The 26,058-nt window shown below is 39.1% G+C and carries 28 protein-coding genes; 8 read left to right on the top strand and 20 right to left on the bottom strand.

The annotated features are described in order from the left end of the window. The 6 genes from BTR25_RS20220 to BTR25_RS20195 form a co-directional block, all read right to left on the bottom strand. Positions 1 to 761: transposase (locus tag BTR25_RS20220; protein WP_139311295.1), on the bottom strand; the 761-nt coding region annotated here is incomplete at its 3' end. 326 nt (positions 762 to 1,087) lie between these two features. After that, the gene (locus BTR25_RS20215; protein ID WP_075689833.1) at positions 1,088 to 1,339 is read right to left on the bottom strand and encodes a DUF2573 family protein; all 252 of its coding nucleotides are present in this window, start codon (positions 1,337 to 1,339) and stop codon (positions 1,088 to 1,090) included. Then, a complete protein-coding gene (locus tag BTR25_RS20210; RefSeq protein ID WP_075689832.1) occupies positions 1,299 to 2,096 on the bottom strand; it encodes an IucA/IucC family C-terminal-domain containing protein in 798 nt (265 codons plus the stop codon). Before BTR25_RS20210 ends, BTR25_RS20215 begins: the two co-directional genes overlap by 41 nt. Then, on the bottom strand, positions 2,089 to 2,907 hold the full coding sequence (locus tag BTR25_RS20205; RefSeq protein ID WP_075689831.1) for an ABC transporter ATP-binding protein: 819 nt from the start codon (positions 2,905 to 2,907) through the stop codon (positions 2,089 to 2,091). The genes BTR25_RS20210 and BTR25_RS20205 overlap by 8 nt, the downstream gene beginning before the upstream one ends. A gap of 29 nt (positions 2,908 to 2,936) precedes the next feature. Beyond that, on the bottom strand, positions 2,937 to 3,992 hold the full coding sequence (locus tag BTR25_RS20200; RefSeq protein ID WP_075689830.1) for a FecCD family ABC transporter permease: 1,056 nt from the start codon (positions 3,990 to 3,992) through the stop codon (positions 2,937 to 2,939). Next, positions 3,989 to 4,993: a FecCD family ABC transporter permease gene (locus tag BTR25_RS20195; protein ID WP_075689829.1), complete on the bottom strand. Its 1,005-nt coding sequence runs from the start codon at positions 4,991 to 4,993 to the stop codon at positions 3,989 to 3,991. The genes BTR25_RS20200 and BTR25_RS20195 overlap by 4 nt, the downstream gene beginning before the upstream one ends. A gap of 257 nt (positions 4,994 to 5,250) precedes the next feature. On the opposite strand from BTR25_RS20195, the gene BTR25_RS20190 reads away from it, so the two are divergent. Beyond that, positions 5,251 to 6,225, top strand: a complete 975-nt coding sequence (locus tag BTR25_RS20190; RefSeq protein WP_075689828.1) for an ABC transporter substrate-binding protein — start codon at positions 5,251 to 5,253, stop codon at positions 6,223 to 6,225. A gap of 95 nt (positions 6,226 to 6,320) precedes the next feature. Here the strand turns inward: BTR25_RS20190 and BTR25_RS20185 are convergent, their stop codons facing one another. Continuing rightward, the gene (locus BTR25_RS20185; RefSeq protein ID WP_075689827.1) at positions 6,321 to 7,490 is read right to left on the bottom strand and encodes an FtsW/RodA/SpoVE family cell cycle protein; all 1,170 of its coding nucleotides are present in this window, start codon (positions 7,488 to 7,490) and stop codon (positions 6,321 to 6,323) included. A 140-nt stretch (positions 7,491 to 7,630) separates the two neighbouring features. After that, positions 7,631 to 8,398 carry a DUF4931 domain-containing protein gene (locus BTR25_RS20180; protein ID WP_075689826.1) on the bottom strand — a complete coding sequence of 256 codons (768 nt, stop codon included), beginning with the start codon at positions 8,396 to 8,398 and terminating at the stop codon, positions 7,631 to 7,633. A 197-nt stretch (positions 8,399 to 8,595) separates the two neighbouring features. On the opposite strand from BTR25_RS20180, the gene BTR25_RS20175 reads away from it, so the two are divergent. Continuing rightward, positions 8,596 to 9,378 carry an undecaprenyl-diphosphate phosphatase gene (locus tag BTR25_RS20175; RefSeq protein WP_075689825.1) on the top strand — a complete coding sequence of 261 codons (783 nt, stop codon included), beginning with the start codon at positions 8,596 to 8,598 and terminating at the stop codon, positions 9,376 to 9,378. 238 nt (positions 9,379 to 9,616) lie between these two features. Here the strand turns inward: BTR25_RS20175 and BTR25_RS20170 are convergent, their stop codons facing one another. Then, complete coding sequence (locus BTR25_RS20170; RefSeq protein ID WP_075689824.1) at positions 9,617 to 10,279, bottom strand: FMN-dependent NADH-azoreductase; 663 nt, start codon at positions 10,277 to 10,279, stop codon at positions 9,617 to 9,619. A 240-nt stretch (positions 10,280 to 10,519) separates the two neighbouring features. On the opposite strand from BTR25_RS20170, the gene BTR25_RS20165 reads away from it, so the two are divergent. The 5 genes from BTR25_RS20165 to BTR25_RS20145 all read left to right on the top strand — a co-directional run bounded on the left by BTR25_RS20165 (position 10,520) and on the right by BTR25_RS20145 (position 14,628). Then, entirely contained in the window at positions 10,520 to 11,455 is a 936-nt protein-coding gene (locus BTR25_RS20165) for a substrate-binding domain-containing protein (RefSeq protein ID WP_075689823.1), read from the top strand. Beyond that, entirely contained in the window at positions 11,452 to 12,300 is an 849-nt protein-coding gene (locus BTR25_RS20160) for an ABC transporter substrate-binding protein (RefSeq protein WP_075689822.1), read from the top strand. The genes BTR25_RS20165 and BTR25_RS20160 overlap by 4 nt, the downstream gene beginning before the upstream one ends. 18 nt (positions 12,301 to 12,318) lie before the next feature. Continuing rightward, positions 12,319 to 13,017, top strand: coding sequence for an ABC transporter permease (locus BTR25_RS20155; protein WP_075689821.1), 699 nt, complete (start codon positions 12,319 to 12,321; stop codon positions 13,015 to 13,017). After that, positions 13,014 to 13,757, top strand: coding sequence for an ATP-binding cassette domain-containing protein (locus BTR25_RS20150; protein ID WP_083652486.1), 744 nt, complete (start codon positions 13,014 to 13,016; stop codon positions 13,755 to 13,757). Before BTR25_RS20155 ends, BTR25_RS20150 begins: the two co-directional genes overlap by 4 nt. Positions 13,758 to 13,869: 112 nt before the next feature. Beyond that, positions 13,870 to 14,628 (top strand): (S)-benzoin forming benzil reductase, encoded by a 759-nt coding sequence (locus BTR25_RS20145; protein ID WP_075689820.1) that lies wholly within the window; start codon positions 13,870 to 13,872, stop codon positions 14,626 to 14,628. Between the two features lie 37 nt (positions 14,629 to 14,665). On the opposite strand, the gene BTR25_RS20140 is transcribed toward BTR25_RS20145, so the two are convergent. The 11 genes from BTR25_RS20140 to BTR25_RS20090 form a co-directional block, all read right to left on the bottom strand. After that, on the bottom strand, positions 14,666 to 16,039 hold the full coding sequence (locus tag BTR25_RS20140) for a HAMP domain-containing sensor histidine kinase (RefSeq protein WP_075689819.1): 1,374 nt from the start codon (positions 16,037 to 16,039) through the stop codon (positions 14,666 to 14,668). Then, complete coding sequence (locus BTR25_RS20135) at positions 16,017 to 16,727, bottom strand: response regulator transcription factor (RefSeq protein ID WP_075689818.1); 711 nt, start codon at positions 16,725 to 16,727, stop codon at positions 16,017 to 16,019. Before BTR25_RS20135 ends, BTR25_RS20140 begins: the two co-directional genes overlap by 23 nt. Before the next feature lie 261 nt (positions 16,728 to 16,988). After that, positions 16,989 to 18,503 carry a flotillin lipid rafts scaffold protein FloT gene (locus BTR25_RS20130; RefSeq protein WP_075689817.1) on the bottom strand — a complete coding sequence of 505 codons (1,515 nt, stop codon included), beginning with the start codon at positions 18,501 to 18,503 and terminating at the stop codon, positions 16,989 to 16,991. Positions 18,504 to 18,516: 13 nt separating this feature from the next. Next, complete coding sequence (locus BTR25_RS20125; protein WP_075689816.1) at positions 18,517 to 19,047, bottom strand: NfeD family membrane protein; 531 nt, start codon at positions 19,045 to 19,047, stop codon at positions 18,517 to 18,519. A 289-nt stretch (positions 19,048 to 19,336) separates the two neighbouring features. Continuing rightward, positions 19,337 to 20,071: an amino acid ABC transporter ATP-binding protein gene (locus BTR25_RS20120; RefSeq protein WP_075689815.1), complete on the bottom strand. Its 735-nt coding sequence runs from the start codon at positions 20,069 to 20,071 to the stop codon at positions 19,337 to 19,339. Between the two features lie 12 nt (positions 20,072 to 20,083). Further along, positions 20,084 to 20,779 (bottom strand): amino acid ABC transporter permease, encoded by a 696-nt coding sequence (locus BTR25_RS20115; RefSeq protein ID WP_083652485.1) that lies wholly within the window; start codon positions 20,777 to 20,779, stop codon positions 20,084 to 20,086. Next, the gene (locus BTR25_RS20110) at positions 20,766 to 21,605 is read right to left on the bottom strand and encodes an amino acid ABC transporter substrate-binding protein (RefSeq protein ID WP_075689813.1); all 840 of its coding nucleotides are present in this window, start codon (positions 21,603 to 21,605) and stop codon (positions 20,766 to 20,768) included. The genes BTR25_RS20115 and BTR25_RS20110 overlap by 14 nt, the downstream gene beginning before the upstream one ends. 220 nt (positions 21,606 to 21,825) lie before the next feature. Beyond that, positions 21,826 to 22,641 carry an ammonia-dependent NAD(+) synthetase gene (gene nadE, locus BTR25_RS20105; RefSeq protein WP_075689812.1) on the bottom strand — a complete coding sequence of 272 codons (816 nt, stop codon included), beginning with the start codon at positions 22,639 to 22,641 and terminating at the stop codon, positions 21,826 to 21,828. A gap of 116 nt (positions 22,642 to 22,757) precedes the next feature. Beyond that, a complete protein-coding gene (locus BTR25_RS20100) occupies positions 22,758 to 23,735 on the bottom strand; it encodes a cation diffusion facilitator family transporter (protein ID WP_075689811.1) in 978 nt (325 codons plus the stop codon). Positions 23,736 to 24,139: 404 nt separating this feature from the next. Continuing rightward, positions 24,140 to 24,373: a group-specific protein gene (locus tag BTR25_RS20095; protein WP_075689810.1), complete on the bottom strand. Its 234-nt coding sequence runs from the start codon at positions 24,371 to 24,373 to the stop codon at positions 24,140 to 24,142. Positions 24,374 to 24,430: 57 nt separating this feature from the next. Beyond that, a complete protein-coding gene (locus tag BTR25_RS20090) occupies positions 24,431 to 25,432 on the bottom strand; it encodes an AI-2E family transporter (RefSeq protein WP_075689809.1) in 1,002 nt (333 codons plus the stop codon). A gap of 390 nt (positions 25,433 to 25,822) precedes the next feature. Here BTR25_RS20090 and BTR25_RS20085 point away from each other — a divergent pair, with 390 nt between their 5' ends. Then, complete coding sequence (locus tag BTR25_RS20085; protein WP_075689808.1) at positions 25,823 to 26,044, top strand: hypothetical protein; 222 nt, start codon at positions 25,823 to 25,825, stop codon at positions 26,042 to 26,044. Positions 26,045 to 26,058 lie beyond the last annotated feature (14 nt).

The raw sequence follows: 26,058 nt of genomic DNA, 5'->3' as shown, positions 1-26,058 counted from the left end.
TAAGGAACAGAATCATGAACATTTCCAGGTGTAACATATACATCTGTAATAATGTTACATTTCATATCTGTAGTCCGGTGATCAAGATAACAAAACATTTCCTGCTTGTTATCACGAGACATAAATCCACATTCAGGATCAGTAGTGCTAACCCGAATTTCTTTCGTTTCCTTCACTTCCTCCTTKTCCTTTAACGGATTTTTTCCGTGTGCTAATCTGTCTTCTTCAACTGCTTTATTTAGTTCATCAAAATAATCACGAGTTTCTACCTCAATTTCTTGTTTTGTGAATTTATGTTTATTAGCATTAGCTTTTAAATGAGTAGAATCCGAAAATAATACACGACCACCAACCATCTTGTGATTCATTGCTTGGAGAACGATCTCATCGAAAGTTTCCTGAAAGATATCAGTCTCCTTAAAACGGTGTTGGCGATTCCAACTAATTGTAGAGTGGTGTAGAACTGGATCCTTTAACTTCAAACCTAAAAACCAACGGTATGCAASATTTACTTCAATTTCTCTTTGTAATTGTCGCTCAGAACGGATGCCATAAAGATATCCTATAAACATCATTTTAAATAAATTCAGGGGGTCGGAAGGGCGTCCATTATCATCACTATAATAGGGGCGTACCTTTTCAAGAAGAAAAGAAAAATCAATATGTTTATCAATTAAACGGAGAAGGTGATTGTCAGGAACCAAGTCATCAATAGTTACAAATTCAAATTCAYTTTGGGTTGATACTTTTGGTTTAAACATATATTTCACCACTTATTATTTAATTTTTAATTATGTAGAGAGCTGTACACTATAGATTTAAACTCTGTTGAATTGCGTGGAAGGCACGTAGACTCCTGCGGGACTAGAAGGTCAGGGTGAGACCCCGCAGGAGCGCAAGCGACGAGGAGGCTCACCGACCGCCCGCGGAAAGCGAAGTGCCTGGAGCGCAATTCAACAGACATATTTCAAAGCCTTTTATAATAATATTATAACAAATTAACGCGGTGAATCGTTAAAATATTTGCATAAAAATAAGAGGCTGTCGAAAGTTTCTCGACAGCCTGAACATCGAAGTCTCTTCGATGTTACTTTTTGGTGATGTTTCGATGCTGTTCATTTAAGACTTTTATTTCACTAATGATTTCCTTCATTTCTTCCTTCGCTTCAGGATAAAGTTCGTTCCAATGTTTGGCAAGAGCAGGCATAGATTTGGCAATATGAGTATACAAGGCCCACGCCTTTACCTTTTCCTTTGTCGTATCCGTCGATTCCCCAACTAGAAGTTCACTGTATTTATCAAGCAAGGCTTCGAACTGTTGTACAAATACTTTCTCCATCAAAGCACACTCCCTCTTTAGCGATATGTGTACATGGACACGTTTTACAGCGGCTAGGCCTACATTTAAGCTGATAGGTAAAACAGCAGGTCTTCCTAGTTCTAATTTCTTCCTGGAATTCCTCAACATATTGCTTATCATTGTAATATTTTTTCAACGGATTGTTATTGTATGGACCAAACAACTTTCCCTCAGCTTCAAATATTAAAAAACGAAAATCATCTTTTATATTTGGGTGATTGTTATCCTTAAGCTCTGTTTCATAGAGCCAGAATAAATAGACTGCTATGTTCTCCCATAAAATTAATCTTGAGAGATTATAGTATTTTTCCAATTGATTGATTAAAGGAAACAGGTTTTTAGCAAAAAGATCTTGATAGACCGTTTTTCGCCATGTATCACGGTCTTCACCGTTCCAGTCCTCGATAGAGAGATTTTTTAGTTTAAGCCCAGGTAGCCAATCTTTCCTTTGTTCAGCATCTTCCATTTCAATATTTTCAATCGAAACATTGATTTTTTTATTAGCTACAGACATGGAAAAGAGCGCGAGTACAGCAAGGAATGCGTACCTCTTTATAAAAATCGAAGCTGCTGTCTTTTCAGATGGTGCGCCAATTGCTTCAGCTAAATGCGGCATGAATTTTTTCAAAAAAGTCTCGTCTAAAAGGTCAGCAACATCAAAGGAATGGATAATTTCTGGCTTGAGTCTGTATTTTTCTAGTAAAGTGATGTCATTTTCTTTTGTGATCTTAACCATTTGACGCTACCGCCTTTTTAAGAATACATCTTCCTTTACCGTAAGGAATGCATAGTGGTGTTCCAAATAAAGGATCCATTGTAACCTCACAATCCATTCCAAAAACATTCTTTACAAGGCTGCAGTTAATTACATTCTCGGGTTTACCTTGAGCGTATACTTTTTGATCCTTTAACGCGACAATATTGTGTGCATAACGGCATGCGAGGTTAAGGTCGTGCAGAACCATTACCACGGTTCTGTTCTGTGTTTCATTCAGTTCATAAAGAAGGTCAAGGATTTCAATTTGATGCGTCATATCGAGATAGGTTGTTGGCTCATCTAATAAAATTACTTCTGTATCCTGCGCGAGAGTCATGGCAATCCAAGCACGCTGTCTTTGTCCTCCGGAAAGAGAATCAACTGTCCTTTCCTTTAAGTGATCTAAACGGGTAGCTTTAAGTGCATCATTTACCTTGTGTTCATCCTCTTCCGACCATTGCTTTAACCATGACTGATGGGGATATCGCCCTTGCTTTACCAATTGGAGCACAGTTAACCCTTCAGGTGCAATTGGTGATTGTGGAAGAATGGCCATTTTTTTTGCTACTTCCTTTGTCGAAAGCTTAGCGATTGCTTGACCTTCAAGCAGAACAGCACCTGTTTTTGGTTTTAAAAGACGAGCGATTGAACGAAGGAGAGTCGATTTTCCGCATCCGTTCGCACCAATAAAAACGGTTATCTCACCTTTAGGTATAGTTAGATTTAACTCATTAATGATGAGCGTCTCTCCATATGAAAGAGATAAATTTTTCGTTTCTATCGCGTTCATCAGCACCCCAGCTCCTTCATTTAGTAATTCTATGTGTTCCTTGTTTTAAATAGTAAGTATATAAAATACGGTGCACCAATTCCGGCTGTAAAAACCCCTGCAGGAATTTCCAACGGTGAAAACATCGTTCTTCCTATTAAATCGGCCAGCATCACGAGAATAGCTCCGATTAAGCCTGAAACAGGCAGGAGCGCTCCAAAGGAAGACCCAACCAATCTTCTGGCCATATGGGGGGCCATTAATCCAACAAAGCCAATTCCTCCAGCAAAAGCTACTGAGCTGCCGATTAGTGCCGTGCTAATCATTAAAAGTATAAACCGTTGTTTTTGAACCTTCCCGCCTAAGCCTGTCGCGACCTCATCTCCGAGTTCTTGGATATTGATGGTTCTTACCGCAACCATGGCAATGATGAGGAAAATAACCGTCCATGGAAGCAGGGTCACTACATTGTTCCAATTGGAGCCATAAACCGTTCCAGTAATCCAAATATTTGCTTGGCTAGCTTGATAAATGGGCCCTAAAATCATCATTAATGTCGTTAATGCTTGCATTAACGTAGAAATCCCAATTCCGATTAATACCAGTCTTATTGGCGAGACTCCATTCTTCCATGAAAGGAAGTAGACTAGAAAGGCGATTACTCCTGCCCCGATAAAAGCTGCTAATGGAAGCCAGGCAATACTTACAGTTAATGCGTTATTTTTATCGCTAAAAAACGCTAAAAATCCAACGACCGCCACTGCCGCACCACCGGTAATACCTAATACATCTGGTGAAGCGAGCGGATTTCGAATCATTCCTTGCAAAATCCCACCAGCAACGGCTAAAGAAATTCCCACGAGCAGAGCAATGATAATCCTAGGTAATCGAAAGGAGGTAATAATGAGTGTCTCCAATTCGGGACCACTGCCCACAAATACCTTTAGTACTGTTAACGGACTAATCTTCATTTCACCGATCCCTGTACTTAAAACAAAGATAATAAAAATAATTGCCAGTAAGATGGATAGGATGAGCGCTGCTTTTTGGTCTAGTAAAAAGGATACTTTACCTTTAATAAATCGAATACTTTTGTATTTGCTCATCGACCATTGAACCCCCTTCTCGCTATGTATATAAAGAATGGAGTTCCAATGATCGCTGTCATAACCCCGACAGGAACTTCAGAGGGCATAATAATATATCTTGCCGAAATATCAGCTGCTAACAGAAGAATCGCACCCAGAACAGCCGACATCGGAATGGTCCAACGATGGTCTATGCCGATGATGGACCTGGTAATATGAGGAATAACAATTCCGATAAAACCAATTGGTCCTGCAACGGCAACGGCTCCACCTGCAAGTAAAATGACGATGACACCAACGGCAAGCTTAACAAGTCCTGTTTTCAAACCAAGCCCTTTTGCTACATCCTCCCCCATTGAGAGGATATTCATTTTCGCTGAGACTAGAATGGCGGCAATCCAGCCAATTCCTAAGTAAGGTAAGACACTTGCGAGTGTTTCTAATTTACGACCTGAGACAGAGCCTGCGAGCCAGAACAAAACTTGTTCAAGCGCGGCTTCGTTTACCACAAGCAGCCCCTGCGTAAAAGAGGAAAACATAGCAGAAATCGCTGCACCGGCTAGGGTCAATTTCATTGGGGTTAATCCTTCGCGTCCAACGGAACCTACGGTATAGACGAGGATGGCCGCGATCGCTGCACCGACAAAGGCAAGACCACTGAATGCCTGCAGATTTGTTACATTAAAAAGCGTTACTCCTGCAACAACGACAAATCCAGCACCCGCATTGATTCCAAAGATGCCTGGAGAGGCCAGCGGGTTTTTCGTCAATGTCTGCATAAGTACACCCGAAACAGCTAAACTCGCTCCAACCGCAGCCGCGATTAATGCTCTCGGAAGTCTAACAGTTTGAACAATTATATGTTCATTAGAGCCATCAAAATGTGTAAAGGATTTTATTGCTGTCTGCCAGCTCGTATTTGTATAGCCGTAAATAATACTGGCCCACATAAAAAAAATCATCAGCAAGAAGGCAGCAAAAAAAACAGTGAATTTTATGGTATTGTTTTTTACATGCATCTAGTAAAAACCTTTCTTACTTCTWTATAGGAGAAAACGTTCTCTATCGTTTAAATTTTATAACCAATTGATAATGATTGTCAATGAACTTGAAAATCATTTTCAATTACACCATATAAAATTCACAATAAAATTACAATGATTTTGATAATCATTTTCAATTAAAGCGTTGACAGGATAGCTGACAGCATTTTATGATAAGGATGTCATTGAAAATGATTATCATTAACAAATACATAAGGAGGCTTTTTAAGCATATGACGAAGTCACTCAAGTCCGTATTTACCTTGTTCTCTATTCTAGCTATTTTTCTTTTAGCTGCATGTGGCGGGAAAGAAGAAGAAAAAACAGCAGAAAAGGAAGAAGCTCCTGTAACTACCGAGGAAGTAACTTACACCGTTGAGCATGCGATGGGGACTGAAACGATTACAGGAACCCCAAAAAGAATTGTTATTCTAACTAATGAAGGAACAGAAGCTTTATTAGCAATGGGTGTTACACCTGTTGGAGCAGTCCAATCTTTTACTGGCGATCCTTGGTATGAGCATAGTGCTGAATTATTAAAGGACACTAAAGATGTTGGTGTTGAAGGTGAACCAAACGTTGAGGCGATTGCTGCTTTAAAACCCGATTTAATTATCGGTAATAAAATGCGTCAAGAAAAGATTTATGACCAATTAAAAGGGATAGCACCTACAATATTTGCAGAAACCCTTCGCGGCGACTGGAAAGAAAATTTCAAGCTGTATGCAAAAGCAATCAACCAAGAGGAAAAAGGTAATGAAGTTCTAAGTGACTATGAAGACCGTATTGCCAATATCAGTGAAAAGCTAGCTGATAAAAAGAATATGAAGGTCTCGATGGTACGCTTTATGTCTGGAGAGGTTCGTATTTATCACAAAGATACCTTTTCTGGAGTTATTTTAAGTGATCTTGGCTTTGCCCGCCCTGAAAGTCAGGATGTAGATGATTTCGCAGAAAGAAATGTGACAAAGGAACGTATCCCAGCCATGGAAGGCGATATCCTCTTCTATTTCACCTATGATACAGGCGATGGAAAAGGAACAGAATTGGAAGACGACTGGATTAATGATCCCCTATTTCAAAACCTAGAGGTAGCAAAAAAAGGTGCAGTTCACAAAGTAAATGATACGACTTGGAACACAGCTGGCGGTGTATTAGCTGCTAACTTAATGCTAGATGATATCGAAGGGATTTTTGAGATTAAGTAAGAATACTCCCAATAAAATAGATAGAAAAAAGAGCGAGTCCGCCATGACCTCGCTCTTTTGTATGTTCTGCTCCAGCTAAAGGTGCTGGAGCTTTTCTACGCAGTGGTTGAAAACATATATTTTCTGAAGTGGTAGCGGATTGAGAAGATTAAACCAATTGCCAGCATATTCCCCATTAATGAACTACCACCATAGCTGATAAATGGAAGCGGAATCCCTGTAATGGGTAAAACACCAATTGTCATCCCGACATTTTGGAATACGTGGAAGGTAATCATACTAATTACTCCGACACATATATAGGTGTAAAAGTTATTCTTTGTTTCCATCCCTACTTTTGTAATATGGTAAATTAACAAGAAGAATAAGCTAATTAATACGCTCGCACCAACGAAGCCAAATTCCTCACCAACAACACTGAAAATAAAGTCAGTATGACTTTCTGGTAAATAAACCTCTCTGTTTCCGTAGCCTTTTCCGCCTGTTTGCCCAGAACCGATTGCGAGTAATGACCTCGTCAAGTGATAGCCAGTAGAGCTTTGAAAATTATAAGGGTCAAGCCACGAATAGATTCGGCCAAACTGATACTGCTGGACACCGAGGTACTTTTCTAGTAGCTCTGGCTTCCACAAAACAAAATAAAAAATTGTTCCTGTTAAGCTAATTCCGAAGGTGAAGATTGGAACGAGTAGTTTCCAGGTTATACCGGAAATAAAAATCATTCCTAACATAATAGCCAGAAATACTAGCGAAGTTCCTAAATCCTCTTTAATAATAAGAAGTAAAGGCAGCATGGTTACCATTCCGAGCTTGATTAAGAGCCAAAGATCAGTTTGGACTGTCTTTACTAGGTTTTTATGGTGATGTTCCTCAATGACTCTTGCCAGGGCCAGGATAATAAAGATTTTGACAAACTCTGAGGGTTGAAGTGAACCTAGTCCGGGGACCTTGAACCAGTTTTTTGACCCTTTAATTGCTGGTGCTATACTTTCTGGTGCTAACAATAAAAAAACTAGCAGGAAAATGCCAAATCCATACGCATACCAAGTTATTTTTTTCAACTGATCAGAATCTAATCGAATGACAGTAGCAATAATCGCCACACCAATACCGTAGTTGATGATCTGCTTAATTAAGAAGTTACTTCCATATTGTCCGCTTGCCTGTGCGCTATATATCGCCACACAGCTTGCCAAAAATAACAGAATTAATATAAATACTAGACTATAGTCTAATTTAGCTGTTGTGTTGTTTTCAGAAGTCATGTTGAATCATTCTCCTTATGAGAAATCTAAAAGGAACTTGTACATTCCTTCATTATATTTTTTATGAGAACAAAGCACAACTTCTAAACTGCTAATGGGTTTATTTACATAGAAAAAAAGAAACCACCTTAAATGTGATTTCACTTTTCGGTAAAGTATTTATTTTTAATATCGTCCACCATCCAATGGAGATTAGACGGAACCTGTGGGATTCCATAACCTATGTAGAGTGGTGTTGTGATGAATCGCGGGACTACTTTAGCAATGATTCTCCGGTCATAATGATGAAAAAAAAGATTATAGCTGTTCGCCTTAAAAGGAAAGTTATGGAGAATATAATGGACTACCTTTTGAAGATTTATCCCGAAGGTTTCAACATAGTGAGTATCTGGCATTTCAATATTGAATTCATAAAAGCCGACCTTAGGCTTAGTCGATAGTGAAAAGTGTACCCCATCCTTTTCTTCTATTAAAATTCCCTCAAATACTTCTTCATCAATATTTTCCTTATAATTGATATCGTGTAAACCAATGATTTGCATATGGGGGTGAGCTATCGTACCTCCAGACAATGGTCCATGATTTTTATAAAAAATGACCGATTGATAGTTCCCGTTCACATCCATATCATGCCAATGCCTCAGTGCAAATTGCAGAAGTCTATGCAAATGTGGAAGGTCATATGATGATAATTCTGCGTGGCAGTCGTCCGTTTCAATTAAAACCGTTTGATAGGCATTTTCTAATACTGGAAACTTATTCTTTAATAAGATGATAGGTCCTTCAACATCAATAATATCAACGAGCTGGTCCCGTTCACAAAAAGGACAGGGCTGCATTTTATTTCTTATATTTTCTGGTTTTTTAACCCCAATAGACGTATTGAAATGTAGATGGATATTCTTCAAAGGTCCAACCCCTCTCAAAAAATTACTTATTTCTATTTTATGGGAGGAAGCCATTCTTTTGCACTATTTTTGTCTTGAAGATGATGGAAATAATTAGATTCTTTGAAGCTTGGCTAATTTTTATATTATTTGCCCTTCTCCCTGCATATATCTTAACTATGTACAGGCCTTAGACCATCGTGAAAGAGAGGGGCAATATGTTAAGTAAATTAGAAGCTTTCATATTAGGAATTATTCAAGGAATAACTGAATTTCTGCCAATCAGCAGTACGGGGCATTTATACTTGGGAAGGAATCTTTTTGGATTACAGGAAGCGGGGCTATTATTAGATACCATGCTCCATCTCGGAACACTGGTGGCTGTTTTTGTATTTTACAGGAGAGAATTTGCGATGATGATTAAGAACCCCTTTAGCAAATTAACCTTCTTGTTGATTGTCGGCACAATTCCTGCTGTTATCATCGGATTGCTCTTCAAGGATTATTTTGAGGAAATATCCAAAACAGGTGTCACCATTGGCTGGGAGTTTCTCCTTACGGGTCTTTTTTTATGGTTTGCTGATTCTGCTAAGAATGGTTATAAGAAGATGGACGATATCAGCTATAAAGATGCCTTTATTATTGGATCGTTTCAGGCTGCGGCTATTTTTCCAGCGATCTCACGCTCGGGTATGACCATTGTTGCCGCATTATGGAGAAAGTTAGACAGGGAAACGGCTGCCTATTTCTCCTTCTTGTTATCTACACCAGCAATCGCAGGTGCGGTTGTCCTCCAATCGCTCGAATTGGTCAGCGGTGCTGGTGAAGAAATTTCCCTATCCGGCCTGCTCGTAGGGATTATTTCATCGGCCATCTTTGGATACATTGCCGTAAAATGGATGATCGGCTATTTGAAGAAACACTCATTAAAACCATTTGCTATTTATGTATCGGTTCTCGGGTTAGCCGTACTGCTATTACAATTTACGGGTAAGTTTTAAAATAAGTTAATAGCAACAAGTACGTTCCACTTCGCTCCAGACACTTGCCTTTCCGCGGGGAGGAAGTCGAGCTTCCTCGGCTTCGCCTGCGGGGTCACGACCTTTCCTCTTCTTCCCGCTGGAGTCAAGTGTCTTCCGCTCCATCTCACTAATTTGATTACATACAAAAGCAACAATCTTTACCAAAACAGTCAATACAAAAATGCGGCCCGAGATATCGAGACCGCTTTTTTTATGTTTATACGGTAACTGATTCTTTTGCCATTTCTCTTGCTGCTTCGATTGCCTGTTCCTTTGCTTTTTCCATAATTTCCGGAATTTGTTTTGGGAAATGATCCATTCCTTCAGCCACCACTGTATCTAGCAACTCCATTCCTAAGAATCCAAGTGCTTTTCTTAAGAAACGGTCACCAAACTCAAAGTCAACCATTGGGCCAGTGGAATAAATGCCGCCACGGGTCTGAATATGAAGTGCTTTTCGGTTTGTTAACAAACCCTTCGGTCCTTCGTGTGTATTGGTAAATGTTTTATTAACTAAGAACAAATTATCAAGGAAGGCTTTTAGAATAGCTGGTGCACCAAGATTCCATAACGGTGTAACAAACACATAGTAATCAGCTGCAATGAAACGATCTGCAAGAGCATGCATGCTCAGGTATTTCGTTTGCTCAGCTTCGGATAATTCGTCAAAGGTTTTTCCCATAAAGGATAATTTTGCACGTGCATATAACAGGTCCATATCAATTTCAGGGATATCCATGTCGTACAAATGCATATGTTCAATTTCTACATCTGCCCGATGCTTCTTAAACTCTTCAAGAAACACTTCCCCAATTTGCATACCTTTTGAAAGTTTACTATCATTCTTTGGATTTACGGTAATATATAGAAGTTTTGCCATTTGCTCCCCGTCCTTTTATATTATTTTTCTCTATTTCTATATTACAACAAATCTTTTTGCTCACTAATGAACAATAAGTGAAGTTTTCGAATAAAGTGTGAACGCCTAAAATGAAAGTGAATAAAATATGACAATTCTAAATAAAACTTAACGAAACTTGATAGAACTTAACAAAAATCACTTTCATAAAGCATTAAACTCCTTTATGATTTACATATATTAGAAAGGGTGGAACCTTGGATGGATGAAAAAGCCTATACCCCCGATGAAGTCGCTCAACTTTTCCAAATCTCTAAACATACAGTATATGAACTAATAAAACGAGGCGAACTGCGGGCGTTTAAGATTGGCAATAAAATGAGAATTGAACACTCCGAGATTGAAAGATACAAAGAAAACACAAAGGCACCTTCGAAAAAAAGTCAGGCTGAACAACAGGTCCCTTCAGCTTCATTACCGATTCGACTTTCTGGAAGCCATGATTTTCTAGTAGAGCACTTTGTTAAACAAACTACGGTTCAGCTTCATCAACAAATACAACCAACATACATAGGGAGCTTAGAGGGTCTGATGATGCTTTACCGGGGACAAGCAGATATTGCAGCCATTCACTTGCTAGACCCAGCTTCACAACAATACAACCTCCCCTTTATCCATCAGTTATTTGTTTATGAAAAGATTGCTTTAGTACGCCTCGCTTCACGTGAACAAGGTTTTATTGTAGCAAAGGGTAACCCAAAGGGAATTACAAACTTTCATGATTTAAGCAGAAAAGAAATTCAATTTGTTAACCGTCAAAAAGGTGCCGGAACTAGATTCCTTCTAGACTCGATGCTTTCTAAGCACAACATTAATCCCTCTGATATTACTGGCTATGAAACTGAAGAATGGAACCATCTATCAACTGCTTCTTATATAAGTAGAGGTATGGCTGATGTAGCTTTTGGTATTCGTTCTGCTGCCAGCCATTTGGGGCTTGATTTCATTCCGGTGGCTAAAGAGCAGTTTGACCTTGTTTTCCGTTTTACAGAGGAGAATACTTCTAACTTAACGGAATTAATGACCTATTTACAGTCTCCCTTTTTTAAAAATAGTTTAGGAAACTTAGAAGGTTACGATATTAGTGATTTAGGTACAATCATTTATCAGACTAGTCAACCGGAGGAAGTCAAGTGAAGAAGAACCGAATTTTTCCTTTACTAATTGTTTTTGTCCTTCTTTTATTATCAGCTTGTGGTAATTCAAATGCAGAGTCGGCAGATGCAAAAAAAACAGTGGTAACAGACCTGATTCTTGCTACAACCACCAGTACCCAAGACAGTGGCTTATTAGATGTATTACTCCCCCTCTTTGAAGAAGAAAATAATGTAAAAGTGAAAACCATAGCTGTTGGAACAGGGCAAGCACTAGAAATGGGCAAAAAAGGTGAAGCTGACATCCTTTTAGTTCATGCCCCAAAGTCTGAAGAGGAACTGGTAAATAGCGGTGATGTCATTAATCGCAAACGAGTGATGTACAACGATTTTATCTTAGTAGGACCTAGCGATCATCCAGCAGAGGTTAGTGATGGAGATATTAAAGCGGCATTTCAAAAAATCCTCGAAGGGAAAGCCAATTTTGTTACGCGAGGGGATGACTCAGGAACTCATAAAAAAGAGCTTGGAATATGGGCGTCGATAAATGTACAACCCGTCGGTGATTCCTATATTTCAACTGGTCAGGGGATGGGTGCTTCTTTACAGGTAGCGAACGAAAAAAATGCCTATATCTTAACAGATCGTGCAACCTGGCTTGCCCAAGAGAAAAACGTAACGAATCTCAAAATCGTGGTGGAAGGTGCAGAGGATTTAATGAATATCTACCATGTTATGCAGGTTAATCCAGAAAAGCACGACATGGTAAACCATACCGATGCAGAAAAGTTTATTGAATTTATGATAAATAACAAAACACAAGCAGCCATTGAAGATTTTGGTAAAGACGATTATGGCCAGTCTTTATTCTTTAAATATACAGAATAGAAAAGGCGGTTAGGTAGAATGGAACTCATCATAGATGGTCTAAAAAAGGCAATAGAGATGATTCTCTCAGGTGATCAAGAGATATTTGATATTACTTGGCTTACTCTAAGGGTCTGCTTTACGGCCATCCTGATTAGTTCCTTAATTGGCTTGCCACTAGGAATGTTTCTTGGCTTAAAAAAATTTAAAGGCAAAAGAATCGTCCTAATTCTTATCAATATCGGAATGGGATTACCACCCGTTGTGGCAGGACTATGGATTACGATGTTCTTGTGGCGCTCAGGTCCACTTGGCCATTTACAATTACTATACTCTCCTACAGCCATTGTCATGGCTCAGGTATTGGTATCCTTACCAATTGTGACGGGATTGACAAGTTCCGCCTTTCAACAAATTGATGAGAAGCTTTTATTACAGATTAAAGCACTTGGGGCAACAAAAATACAAACTTTACTTCTTTTAGTCAAGCAAACCAAGATTGCGATTGTGGCAGCGATCATGGCTGGTTTTGGCCGAGTTATTGCAGAGGTGGGTGCAGCGATGATGGTCGGGGGAAATATAAAGGGAGATACACGAATCCTAACGACCAGCATTGTAATGGAAGTTTCAAAAGGTAATTTTGATGTCGCCTTAGCGATTTCCTTTATTCTATTAACCGTAGCACTATTCATCACGGCTTCCCTGACATTACTTCAGCAAAGGAGACACATACCTTGAGTTCATTGATTGAATTAAAAAACATTACCTATCTATCACAAAATAAGACAATATTGAAGATTCCTGAATTTCAAATTGATGCTGGTGATTTTGTTGGAATTATGGGGCCGAATGGTGCGGGAAAGAGTACGATGCTAAAGGTTATGGCCTTGCTTGAAAATAAAAGCAGTGGTGAGATTCTGTATCGTGGTCAAGTTATTCCAAGTGGTTTACCTCCTTTAGACATGCGCCGAAAATTCTCTGTCGCTCTGCAGCAATCACTGCTTTTAGACGGTACAGTATTTCATAATATTTCTATTGGATTAAAGCTTAGAAAGCTTCCCAAAGCTGTCATTAAGGAAAAGGTACACCTTTGGATGGAACAATTTCAGATTACCCATCTAGCAAAAAAAAACGCTCATTTCCTGTCAGGCGGCGAGGCTCAACGGGTAAATCTGGCAAGAGCGATGATTGTTGAACCAGAAATCTTATTTCTCGATGAACCCTTTTCTGCGCTGGATTTTCCTACAAAAATTAAATTGATGGAAGACTTCAAAAGGATCATTGAAGATGCGGGTACGACAACCGCGTTTGTAAGCCATGATCTGATGGAAATTAATTATCTAACCAGCAAACTGGCTATCATGGTAGAGGGTGAAGTAAAACAATATGGACAGACCCAAAAGGTCATTGAAAATCCAAATTCAGCAACATCCCCTTTCTTAAATGAATGGAAAAAATTCTATCCGCTTAGTTCTTAAACTGTTCCGTTTGTGGAACAGTTTTTTTAAAATTATCAAAGATTGATTAAAGGAAATTGGAACTATAAAATATAGCTATAAACACAGTATTTTAGGGAGGAAGAAAGAATAGATGAAATTTGCAATCGTTACCGGAGCATCTCGCGGTTTGGGAGAAGCCATAGCTGTAAGGCTGCTCCAAGAACAAATGACCGTGATTTCTGTTTCACGTACAGAAAATGAACAATTGAAGAAACTCGCACTCGAAAAGGGCTTTAACTATACGTACTATCATTGTAATCTTTCATTAGAGAAACAGGTTCAGGAGGTTTTTCTAGAGATTGCTCAAAGCATTCTCACTAAAAACCCTGAGGAAATCTATTTATTTAATAATGCAGGTGTAATTGAGCCGATTGAAACAGTGGGCAATTTGGATCAAACACCCATCCTGCGTAATATTCAAGTAAATTTGATTGCCCCTATCTTAATTACCAATATCTTTATCAATAAGGCTGGTCAAACGAATTCCAAAGTAATCGTTACGAATATTACTTCCGGTGCTGCCACCCGTCCAATTGAGGGTTGGAGTGTTTACTGCACTTCAAAGGCTGGCTTAAACATGTTTACCGAAACGGTTGCGATTGAACAAGCTACACAAAACACACAGAATAAAATCATTGCCTTTAGCCCAGGTGTAATGGATACAGATATGCAGACAACCATTCGGTCTTCTTCAAAAGATGCTTTTAAAGAACTTGAGAAGTTTGTAGAGTTCAAAGAAAAAAATAAGCTGTTAAGTGCTGATGTGGTAGGAAGTGCGTTAGTGGATTTCATTCTTAAAGATGATGTGGTAAGTGGTAAGGTTTATCATATTTCAGATTTAATAAGCTAAAAGGCCGTGATGGTTTAATCACGGCCTTTTGTTTTGATTAGTCTTCTTCTGGGAACCAGAGTATCATGGTTGTCCCTTTATTCAATCTGCTTTTTACTTTAATAATTCCTTTATGTGCATCCATTAATGCCTTCACAATCGAGAGACCAATTCCCACTCCACCAGTCTTACGATCTCGAGATTTATCTCCACGATAGAACCGTTCAAATATATGAGGAATATCGTCCTCAGCCATACCCGAACCTTCGTCTTCCACCTTGAAACCGACATAGCCTTCCTTTTCTGTTAAAACAGAGATGGTGACATTTTTATCTTCCGGAGTATACTTCAATGCATTATTTATAATATTTGAAAGAATTTGCATAAATCGGTCTTTATCAGCTGGGAAAAAGAGTTCCTCTTCTGGCTCTTCGATATGCAGCTGTACTCCCTTTTGCTTAAACAACGGTAAAAACATTTCCCATAGTGCTTGCAGGGCACTGCCAGCTTCTAACTCTACTTTCTCCAGACGGATTTGCGGATTCTCGGCCGCGAGCAGCTTCTCCAGTTCGTTTACGAGACGTACTAAGCGCATGAGCTCCTCATGACTTGCCTGAAGTCTATGAGCTGTCGGTTCCCATATTCCATCTTGATATGCCTCAATTTGACTTCTTAAGGTGGCTAGTGGTGTCCTTAATTCATGAGCCAGATCCCCTGTGAATTGTTTTCTAAGCATCTCTTCCTTCGCCAATGATTCTGCTAAATTATTAAAGGAGATGGCAAGATGCTTTACCTCTGTTGGTAGGCCAGACAGCGGAATCCGGATATTGAGATTATGCTTCTGCAGCTCGTTGGCTGCAAAGGAAACTTTATTTAACCCCGAAGTTAGCTTTTTCGAAAATAACATACTAAAAAGGATCGCTAACAAGATGGTTAAGCATACGGCCGCATAAATATATAATTGAATCGTTTGAATAAATGTATATTCATCATCAATCAGACCAACAGGATAGATAGCAACAAGCTTTCCAATGATTTTATTATCGACTCTCAGTGTGTAGGTGGCGGAATGCCACTCTTCTTCATTGGGTGCAGGCTCGGTTAACCCCAGACTGTTGAGCATTCCTCGAATGTTGGAGGAGTCCATTTGCAATTGCCCAAAGCGATCGTACAATTGAAAATAAAGCTGGTCAGTCATCGCATGTTCATGTAGCAAACCAAATACAGGATTACTAGTGAAATGTCCATTTTTCTTAAAGTCTTTCTCAATCTCGGTAATAATTCGATCAACCTTTTTATCACGGTTACGGTCTAAATAGCTTTTAAAGCTTTCTTCAAACCCCCACTGCATAAAAAAACTTACAAATAGAATCCCAATCATCGAGATTAGTAACAAATAAAAGAGGATTTTAGACCGTAGCGTTTGCAGCATCTAGTACCCCTCCAAATTTATACCCCATTCCAAATACAGTCAGAATAAACGTTGGCTGCCTAGAATCCAGCTCGATTTTTTTTCTAAGATTCTTAATATGGGTATCCACGCTGCGCTCATAGCCTTCATAATAGACGCCTTCGTCCTGAATTTTTTCTAGTAAATCCATCCGGCTGTATACTCTTCCTGGATTCAATGCCATATTGGTCAATAGCCTATACTCAATTGGTGTCAAAATCGTATCCTGTCCTTTGACAGTGACCTCTTTCTTAATCAGGTCAATGACCAGCTTTCGATTATTAAATTCTAGTTTCTCAACCTTTTCTGCTTTCTTAACACGCCTTAAGATCGCTTGTACTCGGACAACCACCTCGCGCGGGCTAAATGGCTTGGTTAAGTAATCATCTGCACCCATTACGATTCCATTAATCCGGTCGTCTTCAGCCGACTTTGCTGTTAGCATTAATATCGGAACCTCTGATTCTTTTCGAACTAGCCGGCACACTTCTTCTCCTGAAATATCAGGCAGCATTAAATCTAAAACAATCAAATCAGGTTGTATGTTTTTAACCTTTTTTAAGGCATCAATTCCATTATCAGCACAATGAATTTCATAGCCCTCCCGTTCGAGATAGGCTTCGAGAACTTCGACGATTCTTTTCTCATCATCTACTAGTAAGATCTTCATCGATATTCAACTCCCCTCATCTCAACTATATCATTTACGGTCTGTGATGTTTGTAACTTCACAAATTCACCACAACTTCTTCATAACATCTACAATCTTTTTCGTTAAGATGAGTTTGTAACAAGGTTTACAGGTTCCGAACCGTATAACTTCCCAAATTTTAATCTCTCTTTTTTTAACATAAGGGTGTCCCCGTGGGCACCTCTTCTTTTTTGCAAAAAAAACCTTATCAACGGTTTGATAAGGTGTTTTTTGTTAAAATTAATCTTCGGTTTTTTTAACGGTTTCGGTTAATTCCTGAATGCTGTTTTTGATATTAGCTTTACCGGCATAGCTTTCAATTAATTCTTTCACATCAATGCCACTAGAAGCCTTTAATGACTCCTGTAGTCCTGCCATTAGGTTCGTGGCATATCCAGTGATTCTATTTGCGCCGCCGTTTTCACCAGATCCACCAGTATCAACCACTGTAATTTTATCAATATTAGCTAATGGGCTTGCAACCTGCTTCGCATATTCAGGAAGCATTTTAATTATCATGTCTAAAACAGCAGCCTGACCGAATTGCTCGAAGGCTTCTGCTATTTTTTCCTTCGCTTCTGCTTCTGCTAAACCTTTCAAGCGAATAATTTCTGCCTCGGCTGTACCTTGAGCCTTTTGGGCCTCCGCTTTTGATAGACCATCTAGGCGGATTTTTTCTGCCTCTGCTTTTGCCATTGCTTCAATCCGGTATTTATTTGCTTCTGCCTCAGCAATTTGTTTCGCTTTATCCGCTGCTGCTGCCTGCTCAACGGAATATCTATCTGCATCGGCTTTTTTCTTTACTTCTGAATCGTATTGACGCTCACGGCGAAGGATTTCTTTTTCCTCTAATTCAATTTGCTTTTGTCTTTCAATAATTTTAACTTGCATTTCTTGCTCGGTTACTTCCTGCTTAGCTCTTGCACTTTCCAATTCATATGCCATATCAGCACGAGCTTTTGCACTATCCTGCTCGCGGCGGAATTCGGCAACTTTTAACTGATTAACTTTCTCTGCTTCAGCAATTTCAGTTGCTCGTTCTAATTCTGAGCGCTTCGCTTCCTTCGAAGCTTCGGCTTTCTTAATTCGTGTTTCTTTATCTGCCTCGGCTGTGGCAATATCAGCATCCCGTTTAACTTGCGCAATACGAGGTTTACCAAGAGACTCTAGATATCCATTTTTGTCACGAACATCTTTGATCGTAAAGGAAACAATCACTAATCCCATTTTAGCTAAGTCCTGAGATGCTACCCTTTGGACTTCTTGTGAAAATTTATCTCGGTTTTTATAAATTTCCTCAACAGTCATGGAACCAAGTATAGACCTTAGGTGCCCTTCTAGCACTTCCTTTGCTTCATTTTCACGGTCCTCTTTTGCCTTTCCAAGGAACTGCTCTGCAGCTGTTGCAATCTCACTGATTGAACCGCCAATCTTAATAATCGCCACACCATCTGCCATAACAGGCACGCCTTGTTCGGTATAAACTTCTGGTGTAGTGACCTCAAGCTTACTGGAAAGCAAACTAAGCGGCTTTGCTTGTTGAAAAACAGGTAAAATAAACGTACCACCCCCACGGATGATTTTTATTTTATTACCAGACTCATCCACATGAACACTGCCATTTCCTAAAAAACTTCCCGTTACGATCAGGGCTTCGTCCGGTCCGGCTGTACGATACTTCGTAATAAATACTCCAATGAGTGCAATTAAAATAAATGCTACAATCCCAATGACGACTAATACACCAAATTCCATTTACTCGACCTCCCTAAAATGTATACCTATCTTCTTGGTGGACCGTTACTTGTAGAATGCCATCCTTTACGTCAACCACCAGTACTTTTACACCATTTGCAATTTGTTGATCGTCAAAGCTGGATGCAGGCTTGGCAATCCGGCCGCTGATATTTTCAATCATGACCTCTCCATAGCCATCTAATGGAATGGCTGTTATAACCGTACCAATTCTTCCTCTTAAATCTTTTTCTCGATAAACAAGTGATTCCTCAGCAGCAGCCATTGGAACCAAAACAAAAACATTTAATAATGTAACCAAGATCAAGGCAAGTACAGCTGAAATCGCAATGATCATCAAGAAATGAATCGATGATAGTTTTTCAAAGAGATAGCTGCTGGCCGAGAAAATCGTCACGAAGGCTAGAATTAGAACGGGGTTAAGGATATCTGGTCCATCAAAGTCCAATAAATCCCCAAATAGAACATACAAAACTGTTAAAATAGCAGAAATGATTAAAGCATATAAATAGATGACTTCTAACGGTTGGTTAAATAGTTCCATTGGCATCCATCCTTAATTGGTAAGGTAAGTTTAGTGCAAACTAACCACTCCTCTTCCATAAGCATCCGTCCTTTCTATGTACACGACCATTAATACGATCACTTAATGGAAAAGTTTCACTTTTTAATTAAATTTTACCTGAATAATAAAGAAAATTCGCCGTTAGGCGAAGACAGAGGGGGAGTTGCACTTATGCGTAATAGGAAAGTATAAAATTCGGTAAAAATTTTATACTTTCCTTCCTATTAGCTAATAAACGTGTATGACTTTTGCCATAACACCTTTTACCTCATTGAATCATATTCAAAAACATCCTTGTTCGTTTTTCTTTTGGATTAGTAAAAATTTCTTCCGATTTGTTTCTTTCGACAATAACTCCTTGATCCATAAAAATTACTTCATCCGCAGCTTCCCTGGCAAAGCGCATTTCATGAGTGACTACAATCATCGTCATACCATCACCAGCAAGATCTTTCATCACCTTTAGTACCTCACCAACAAGTTCAGGATCGAGGGCAGATGTTGGTTCATCAAACAGCATGACCTTAGGTTCCATAGCTAATGCCCGGGCAATACCGACACGTTGCTGCTGACCACCCGACAACTGGGAGGGATAGAAATCCACCTTATCATCAAGACCAACCTTTTCAAGTAGTGCCATTGCTTTTTTTCGGGCTGATTCCTTGTCTTCATTTTTTACGACAACCGGCCCCTCCATCACATTTTGGATGGCTGTTTTATGAGGGAACAGATTATAGCTTTGAAAAACCATCCCTGTTAAACGCCTAAAGCTAGAAATACTTTTCTTAGAGACACCCTGCGAGAAATCCAATCGTTGATCATCAATTGAAACCAAGCCCTTAGTTGGTGTTTCCAAAACATTTAAACAACGGAGCATCGTGGTTTTACCTGATCCAGATGGTCCAATTATCACAACAACCTTACCTTTTCCTACCTCAATGTCTATACCTTTTAACACTTCTAGCTTGCCGAATTGCTTATATAAGCCTTTAATTGATATCACCGGAAACCTCTCCTACACATAGCGTTCTAGTCTTGCTTCCATCATTTGTTGGATGATAGATAACAGGAAGCATATAACCCAGTAAATAAATGCAGCCTCAGTATACACCAACAAAAACTCATAATTTCTAGATGCAATCTCCTGAGCACGGCGAAACATCTCCGTCACTAGCACTAGTGATGCAAGAGATGTATCTTTTACAAGGCTAATAAATGTATTAGAAAGGGGCGGGATTGACACCCTGGCTGCCTGTGGAAGAATAATCCTTCTTAATGCTTGAGAGTAAGACATCCCAATTGAATAGCCTGCTTCCCATTGTCCCTTTGGTATTGAAAGAATAGCTGCACGAATAACTTCAGATGCGTATGCCCCGACATTAAGTGAAAAACCGATAACTGCTGAAGTAAATGGGCCGAGAATAACCCCAACCGTAGGTAGACCATAGAAGATGATAAATAACTGGACCAAGAGTGGTGTTCCACGTATGATTGAGACATAGACCCTTGCTACTATTTGTAATATCTTTATATGAGAAATGCGGGCTAGTGCGGTTAAAACGGCTAAAATCAAACCAGCAATAAAAGAGATAATCGTTAACGGTATGGTATATAAAACAGCTCCCTCCAGCAGCGGCTGGAGGGAACTTTTCGCTATTTCAATAAGCTTTGTTGTTCTTACTGGGTCGGCAAAAATACTATTTAAGTACATCTTCGCCAAACCACTTCTCTGAAATTCTACTATAGGTGCCATCCTCAATCATTTCGTTTAACGCTTTGTTCACTTCATCAACCAGTTTCTCACTGTCTTTTCTAAACATAAATCCACTTGCAGAAGCATCTTCACTTGTAGCCACAACTTTAATCGGGGCATCCTCTCTCTGCTTTTTAAAATCTAAAAACGATAGCTTATCGTTTATTGTTACATCCACACGTTTTGAGGCAATGAGCTCTGCAGATTGATTAAAGCCCTCAACACCTACAATGTTTGCACCTAAATCTTTCGCCATGTCAGCATAGTTACTGGTAAGAGATTGTGCTGAATTTAATCCTTTTATATCTTCAAAAGCTTTTACCTCATTGTTATCGTTATGGGCAATAAGTACAGCTGCAGAGGTAATATAGGGATCCGAAAAATCATACTTTTCCTGTCGATCGGGGCGGATACCAACCTGATTTGCAATCATATCAAAGCGTTTAGCATCAAGCCCTGCGAACATGGCATCCCATTGCGTCTCCTTGAATTCTGGTTCAACACCGATACGTTTTGCAACCTCAGTGGCAATCTCGACATCAAAACCAGTTAAGTTTCCACTGGTATCATGGAAAGTAAAGGGCGGATATGTACCTTCCGTACCTATTAAAATCTTATCATCATCTTTAATTTTAGCTAATAAATCCTTGCCATCACTCTGCTCAGCTGCCTTTTCATCAGTTTTTTTATTTTTCTCTTTCTCTTTCCCTTCATCTTTTCCACATGCTGCTAAAATTAAGATAAAGCTTAGTAACAGCGCTAATAAAACCGTTAGTTTCTTCACAATTTAACCCCCAGATCCAATAATCTATTTGAGAAAAAAGATATTTCCAGCTATATATTGCCCTTTTTTACAAATTAAATGTAAAAAGCCTGCTTGGAAACCAGCAGGACTTAGAATATCGTCTACATTACTATTCGAACATTTTGATCTCTTTGTTATCAGTTTTATGAATTTTTGAAAAAAGAAAACTCAAAAAAAAGAGAGGCATATACCTCTCCTACTATTTCCACCAGCTGTCAAACATCGATGCAGGCAGCTGGCGTTTATGTTCTGTCATTCTATAGCGCTTTTCGATGATTTCAGCGACATCCTTCGATACTTCTCTTCCTTCAAGATAATCATCAATTTCATCATAAGAGATACCGAGCTCTGTTTCGTCCGCTTGTCCTGGTTTTACATCAAGCAGGTCTGCTGTTGGAACCTTTAAATAAAGCCTTTCATCAGCTCCTAGTTCTTTTAGCAGGGCTTTACCTTGACGTTTGGTCAGACCTGTTAACGGCAGGACATCTGCTCCACCGTCACCATATTTCGTAAAAAATCCAGTCACTGCTTCTGCTGCGTGGTCTGTGCCAATCACTAGGAATCCCTCCATACCACCAATCGCATATTGGGCAATCATTCTCATCCTCGCCTTCACATTACCTTTATGGTAATCGCTTAACGGTTCGCCTGTTGTCACAGTATCATACTCTTCCTGTACAGCATCAACAGCAGCCTTCACATTAAAGCTATATTCCTGATCAGCATGAATGAACCTGAGTGCAAGCTGAGCGTCTTCTTCATCCCCTTGAACCCCATACGGGAGTCGGACAGCAATAAATTTCGCCTCTCTTCCTTCCGCTCTCAGTTCCTCTACTGCCAGCTGGGCAAGGCGACCAGCAAGACTAGAATCCTGACCGCCGCTAATCCCAAGCACATACCCTTTCGCCTTTGCAACTTGCATATATCTTTTTAAAAAATCAATGCGTTTTCTAATCTCTTCCTTTGGCTGGATAGCAGGATTTACATTTAAAGCTTCCATAATTTCTTTCTGCATAGGTAACTCATAACCTCCAAACTTCTTTTACATTAAAATTACTGTATCACACACATGATAAATATTACCAACATAAAACCAGGTCCGCTTTTCTTTAGCGGACCCTTGATATACCTTTATTGTTTATTTTCAGATGAGTTCTTATTTTCCCATGTATTAATATGGTCCTCTTCATCAAATTCAATTGTCACATGCTTAACGCCTTTTTCAGCCATAATATCTGCCTGAAGCCGGTCTTTAATATCATCTGCTTGTGCAACGGTTAATTTCGGATCAATCTCAACTTCCAGCTCAACATGTACATCTTCTCCTTCTTTCACTACTACAAGCTCCTGTATATCCTTTACATCAGGGTCAGCCATTACCATCTCGCCAATTCTTGCTTCCATTTCTTCATCTGACCTACCGATCACTCCTGCAGCGTTATCTAAAAATACTCTGCCGACAACAAAGAACATCATGAATCCAATTATAATTGAAGCAGCACCCTCTACCCAGTGGATATCGGTAAAGTTTGAAATGACAACGGCACATATAGCTAATAACCCACCGCTAGTGGCTACTAGATCTTCCATAAAGACTAACTTGGTTGCGGGCTTCGCTCGATTTAAATGGGTAAAGCTAGTTACAAAAATTTTGAAGCCCCCAGCCTCAGCCCCCACTTCATGCAAAACCTCCTTCATTGCCTTATAAAGAACATATATTTCAAGGATTAAAGCAAAACCGAGTACACTTACATTTATCAAAAAACCACCTGATTCTGCCGGATGAAGGATATGATGATAGCCTTCTTTAATCGTTTCGTAGGCCATAATTCCGACAATTAATACAGCAAAAAGCAGGACTAAGTTGACAAGCCTCCCAAATCCATTTGGAAAACGCTTAGTCGGTGATTTCTTACTTAATGCTGAACCTACAAACACAAAGAACTGATTTGCAGCATCGCCTACACTATGCATCGTCTCTGCAAATAATGCCACATTTCCTGTAAAGCTATAGGCCACTCCTTTGGCAATCGCAATAATCGTATTGACAATCGCTGCAATAAGAGCAGATTTATTCCCTTTTTTCAATAAGCGAAATAATTCTCCCATCAAATTCCTTCCTTCTGTTTCATCTTTACTACTCTTAATATTTTCTAAATGGAATCAAATCATGATAAAATCCTTGCCTTATTGTTTTATTTCCTCATAAGGTATTTAAAGGAAAGGCTGTGTTAATGGATACTGTTGATTTTAGAACCTGTTGATTGGAGTGTGAGGCGCTTGACTCCTCGAAAATGAAAATCTCATTTTCTTCGTGCGATGTTTCGCTACCGTAGCCTTCCTTGTCCTGCGGGATGTACGAGCTGAGTGAGACCCCACAGGTGCGAAGCTGTAAGGAGGCTCACGGGCGAGCCCGCGGAAAGCATAGCGCCTGTAGCGTAAATCAACAGCCTAGTTTAACACAGCCAAAGGAAAAAAAAGCATAACCCCTTACTGGGATTATGCTCTCTCCATTAGACATTTCTTAAGATTAGATATAACCGGTTATTTCTAGTGTCTTTTTCCTCTTCAGCAGCTAAATCATACTTTTTCAACAAATGAAATACTTCATTTAATAAATCCTGACTGTGTTCTTTCGCAAAGAACTGTTCAAACAGAGCTTTCATATCATCGGGTAAATATGCTTCCTGTGTACTGTACTTGCTTTTTACATCCGCATGGGTATGATCAAGTTTGCATTCACTCATAAAATCACCTTTCTTCTACTAATAATGAAACCCATCCATTGCAGGATGGGTTTCAATTTATTCCTTATTATTATCTGTTACCTCTAAAACATCCAAAATAAACACAAAAACAGGAATACCAATAATTAATCCCCATACACCAAAGAAGTGCTCTGAACAAATGAGAACGATAAAGGTGTAAAAAACCGGTAAATTTGTCTTTGATGACATTAACTTTGGATTAAGGATATACGCCTCAATTGCATGAATAATCATGATCGCGATAAAAACATAAAGAACGGTCATGATTCCACCGATGCTGTATGCAATAATCGTTAAAGGAACCAACGATATAATAACCCCTGCAACAGGAATTAACCCTAAAAACAAAATCATGATCGAAAGTCCACCTAGCTGCGGGAAACCTAGTATCCACAATGCTATGGTTGTTAAGATACAATTTACAATGGCGATGATAATTTGGGCTTCAATCACCTTACCAAATGTACGGACAAATTTACTTGCAAAGAACTCAATTTCAGCATGTATGGAAGCAATCTTACTCGTTTTAAATTTTCTGGTGAATTCTATTAAACGAGGCTTTTCCAATAAGAAAAACAAGCTTAACAATAGTGCTAAAAGGATTTGTAAGGTAAAGGTACTGATGTCGGTAAAATATGTTATTAGGAAGGTAAAGCCTCTTTCTAAATAGTTAGAGATCTGAATTTCCTCAAGTCGGCTTACGATAAAATTCAATATCATATTGTCATGCTTTGAGGTATAGAAAGCCGTAATCTGTCTAATTAATTGTGTAATTTCAGTAATAATCATAGGCAAGTACTTAACGATTGCATACGATAACAAGCTGACAATCGTAGCATACGAGGTGATGACTAGTAATTTCCGGTTTAGGGGAACCTTCTTTGATAGGAAAAAGACTAAACGATCCATCAGAAAAGTAAAAATAAACGTAAATAATAGTAGATTAATCATATCGTGAAGGGCATATATAACAATTGCAATAAAGATAAAAATTAAAAGCCTCTTAAAGCCGCTGCTTTGAAATAGTTTATTTATCATCTGTAAATACCAAACCCCATTATGTATCTGATTTATTTTTCTCTTTTTATTATACCAGTTTATAGTCTATAGAAAAGGATAAACCTTTAAAAATTTATTAAAAGTTGTACGGGCATTTTGTCATGATTAACCCTTTAATAATACAAGTACGGGAGAGACATTTTCTGCTCTGACTGTTCATACATTTAAAGTGAAACTTCCATTAGTCGGGGTTTTCTTCAGTCCCCACTAATGGTTAGTTGAACTTATCGGGCTTTTACGGGCAGATATCCCCCCCACATAGAATTTCTCATTGTAACTCATAACCTTGAGGTGGGTGTCTTGCTGCCCGTTAATGCGGGATAAAAGGAATGTAATGTGCCTTATTCAACTTAAGAACGGAGGGAAACCATGTCGGGAGGCCAAAAAGTCCTTTTATACATTTTATCGTTTTTCATTCCCGTTGTTGGCATTATTTTAGGTATTGTTTGGATGAATGACCAAGATCTTGAAAAAAAGCAAATTGGAAAGAACTGCTTAGTCATTGGCATTATCAGTATTGTTCTAAGCTGCATTTGTTGGTTTGCACTTTCCGCACTCTCGATTGCACCAGCTTTTATGGTGGGATATTAATCATTCTAATAGAG

This window comes from Bacillus sp. MRMR6, assembly GCF_001940785.1.
Taxonomy (GTDB): domain Bacteria; phylum Bacillota; class Bacilli; order Bacillales; family Cytobacillaceae; genus Neobacillus.
The sequence above is the reverse complement of the archived record's forward strand: the minus strand, read 5'-3'. Positions and strand labels throughout refer to the sequence as shown.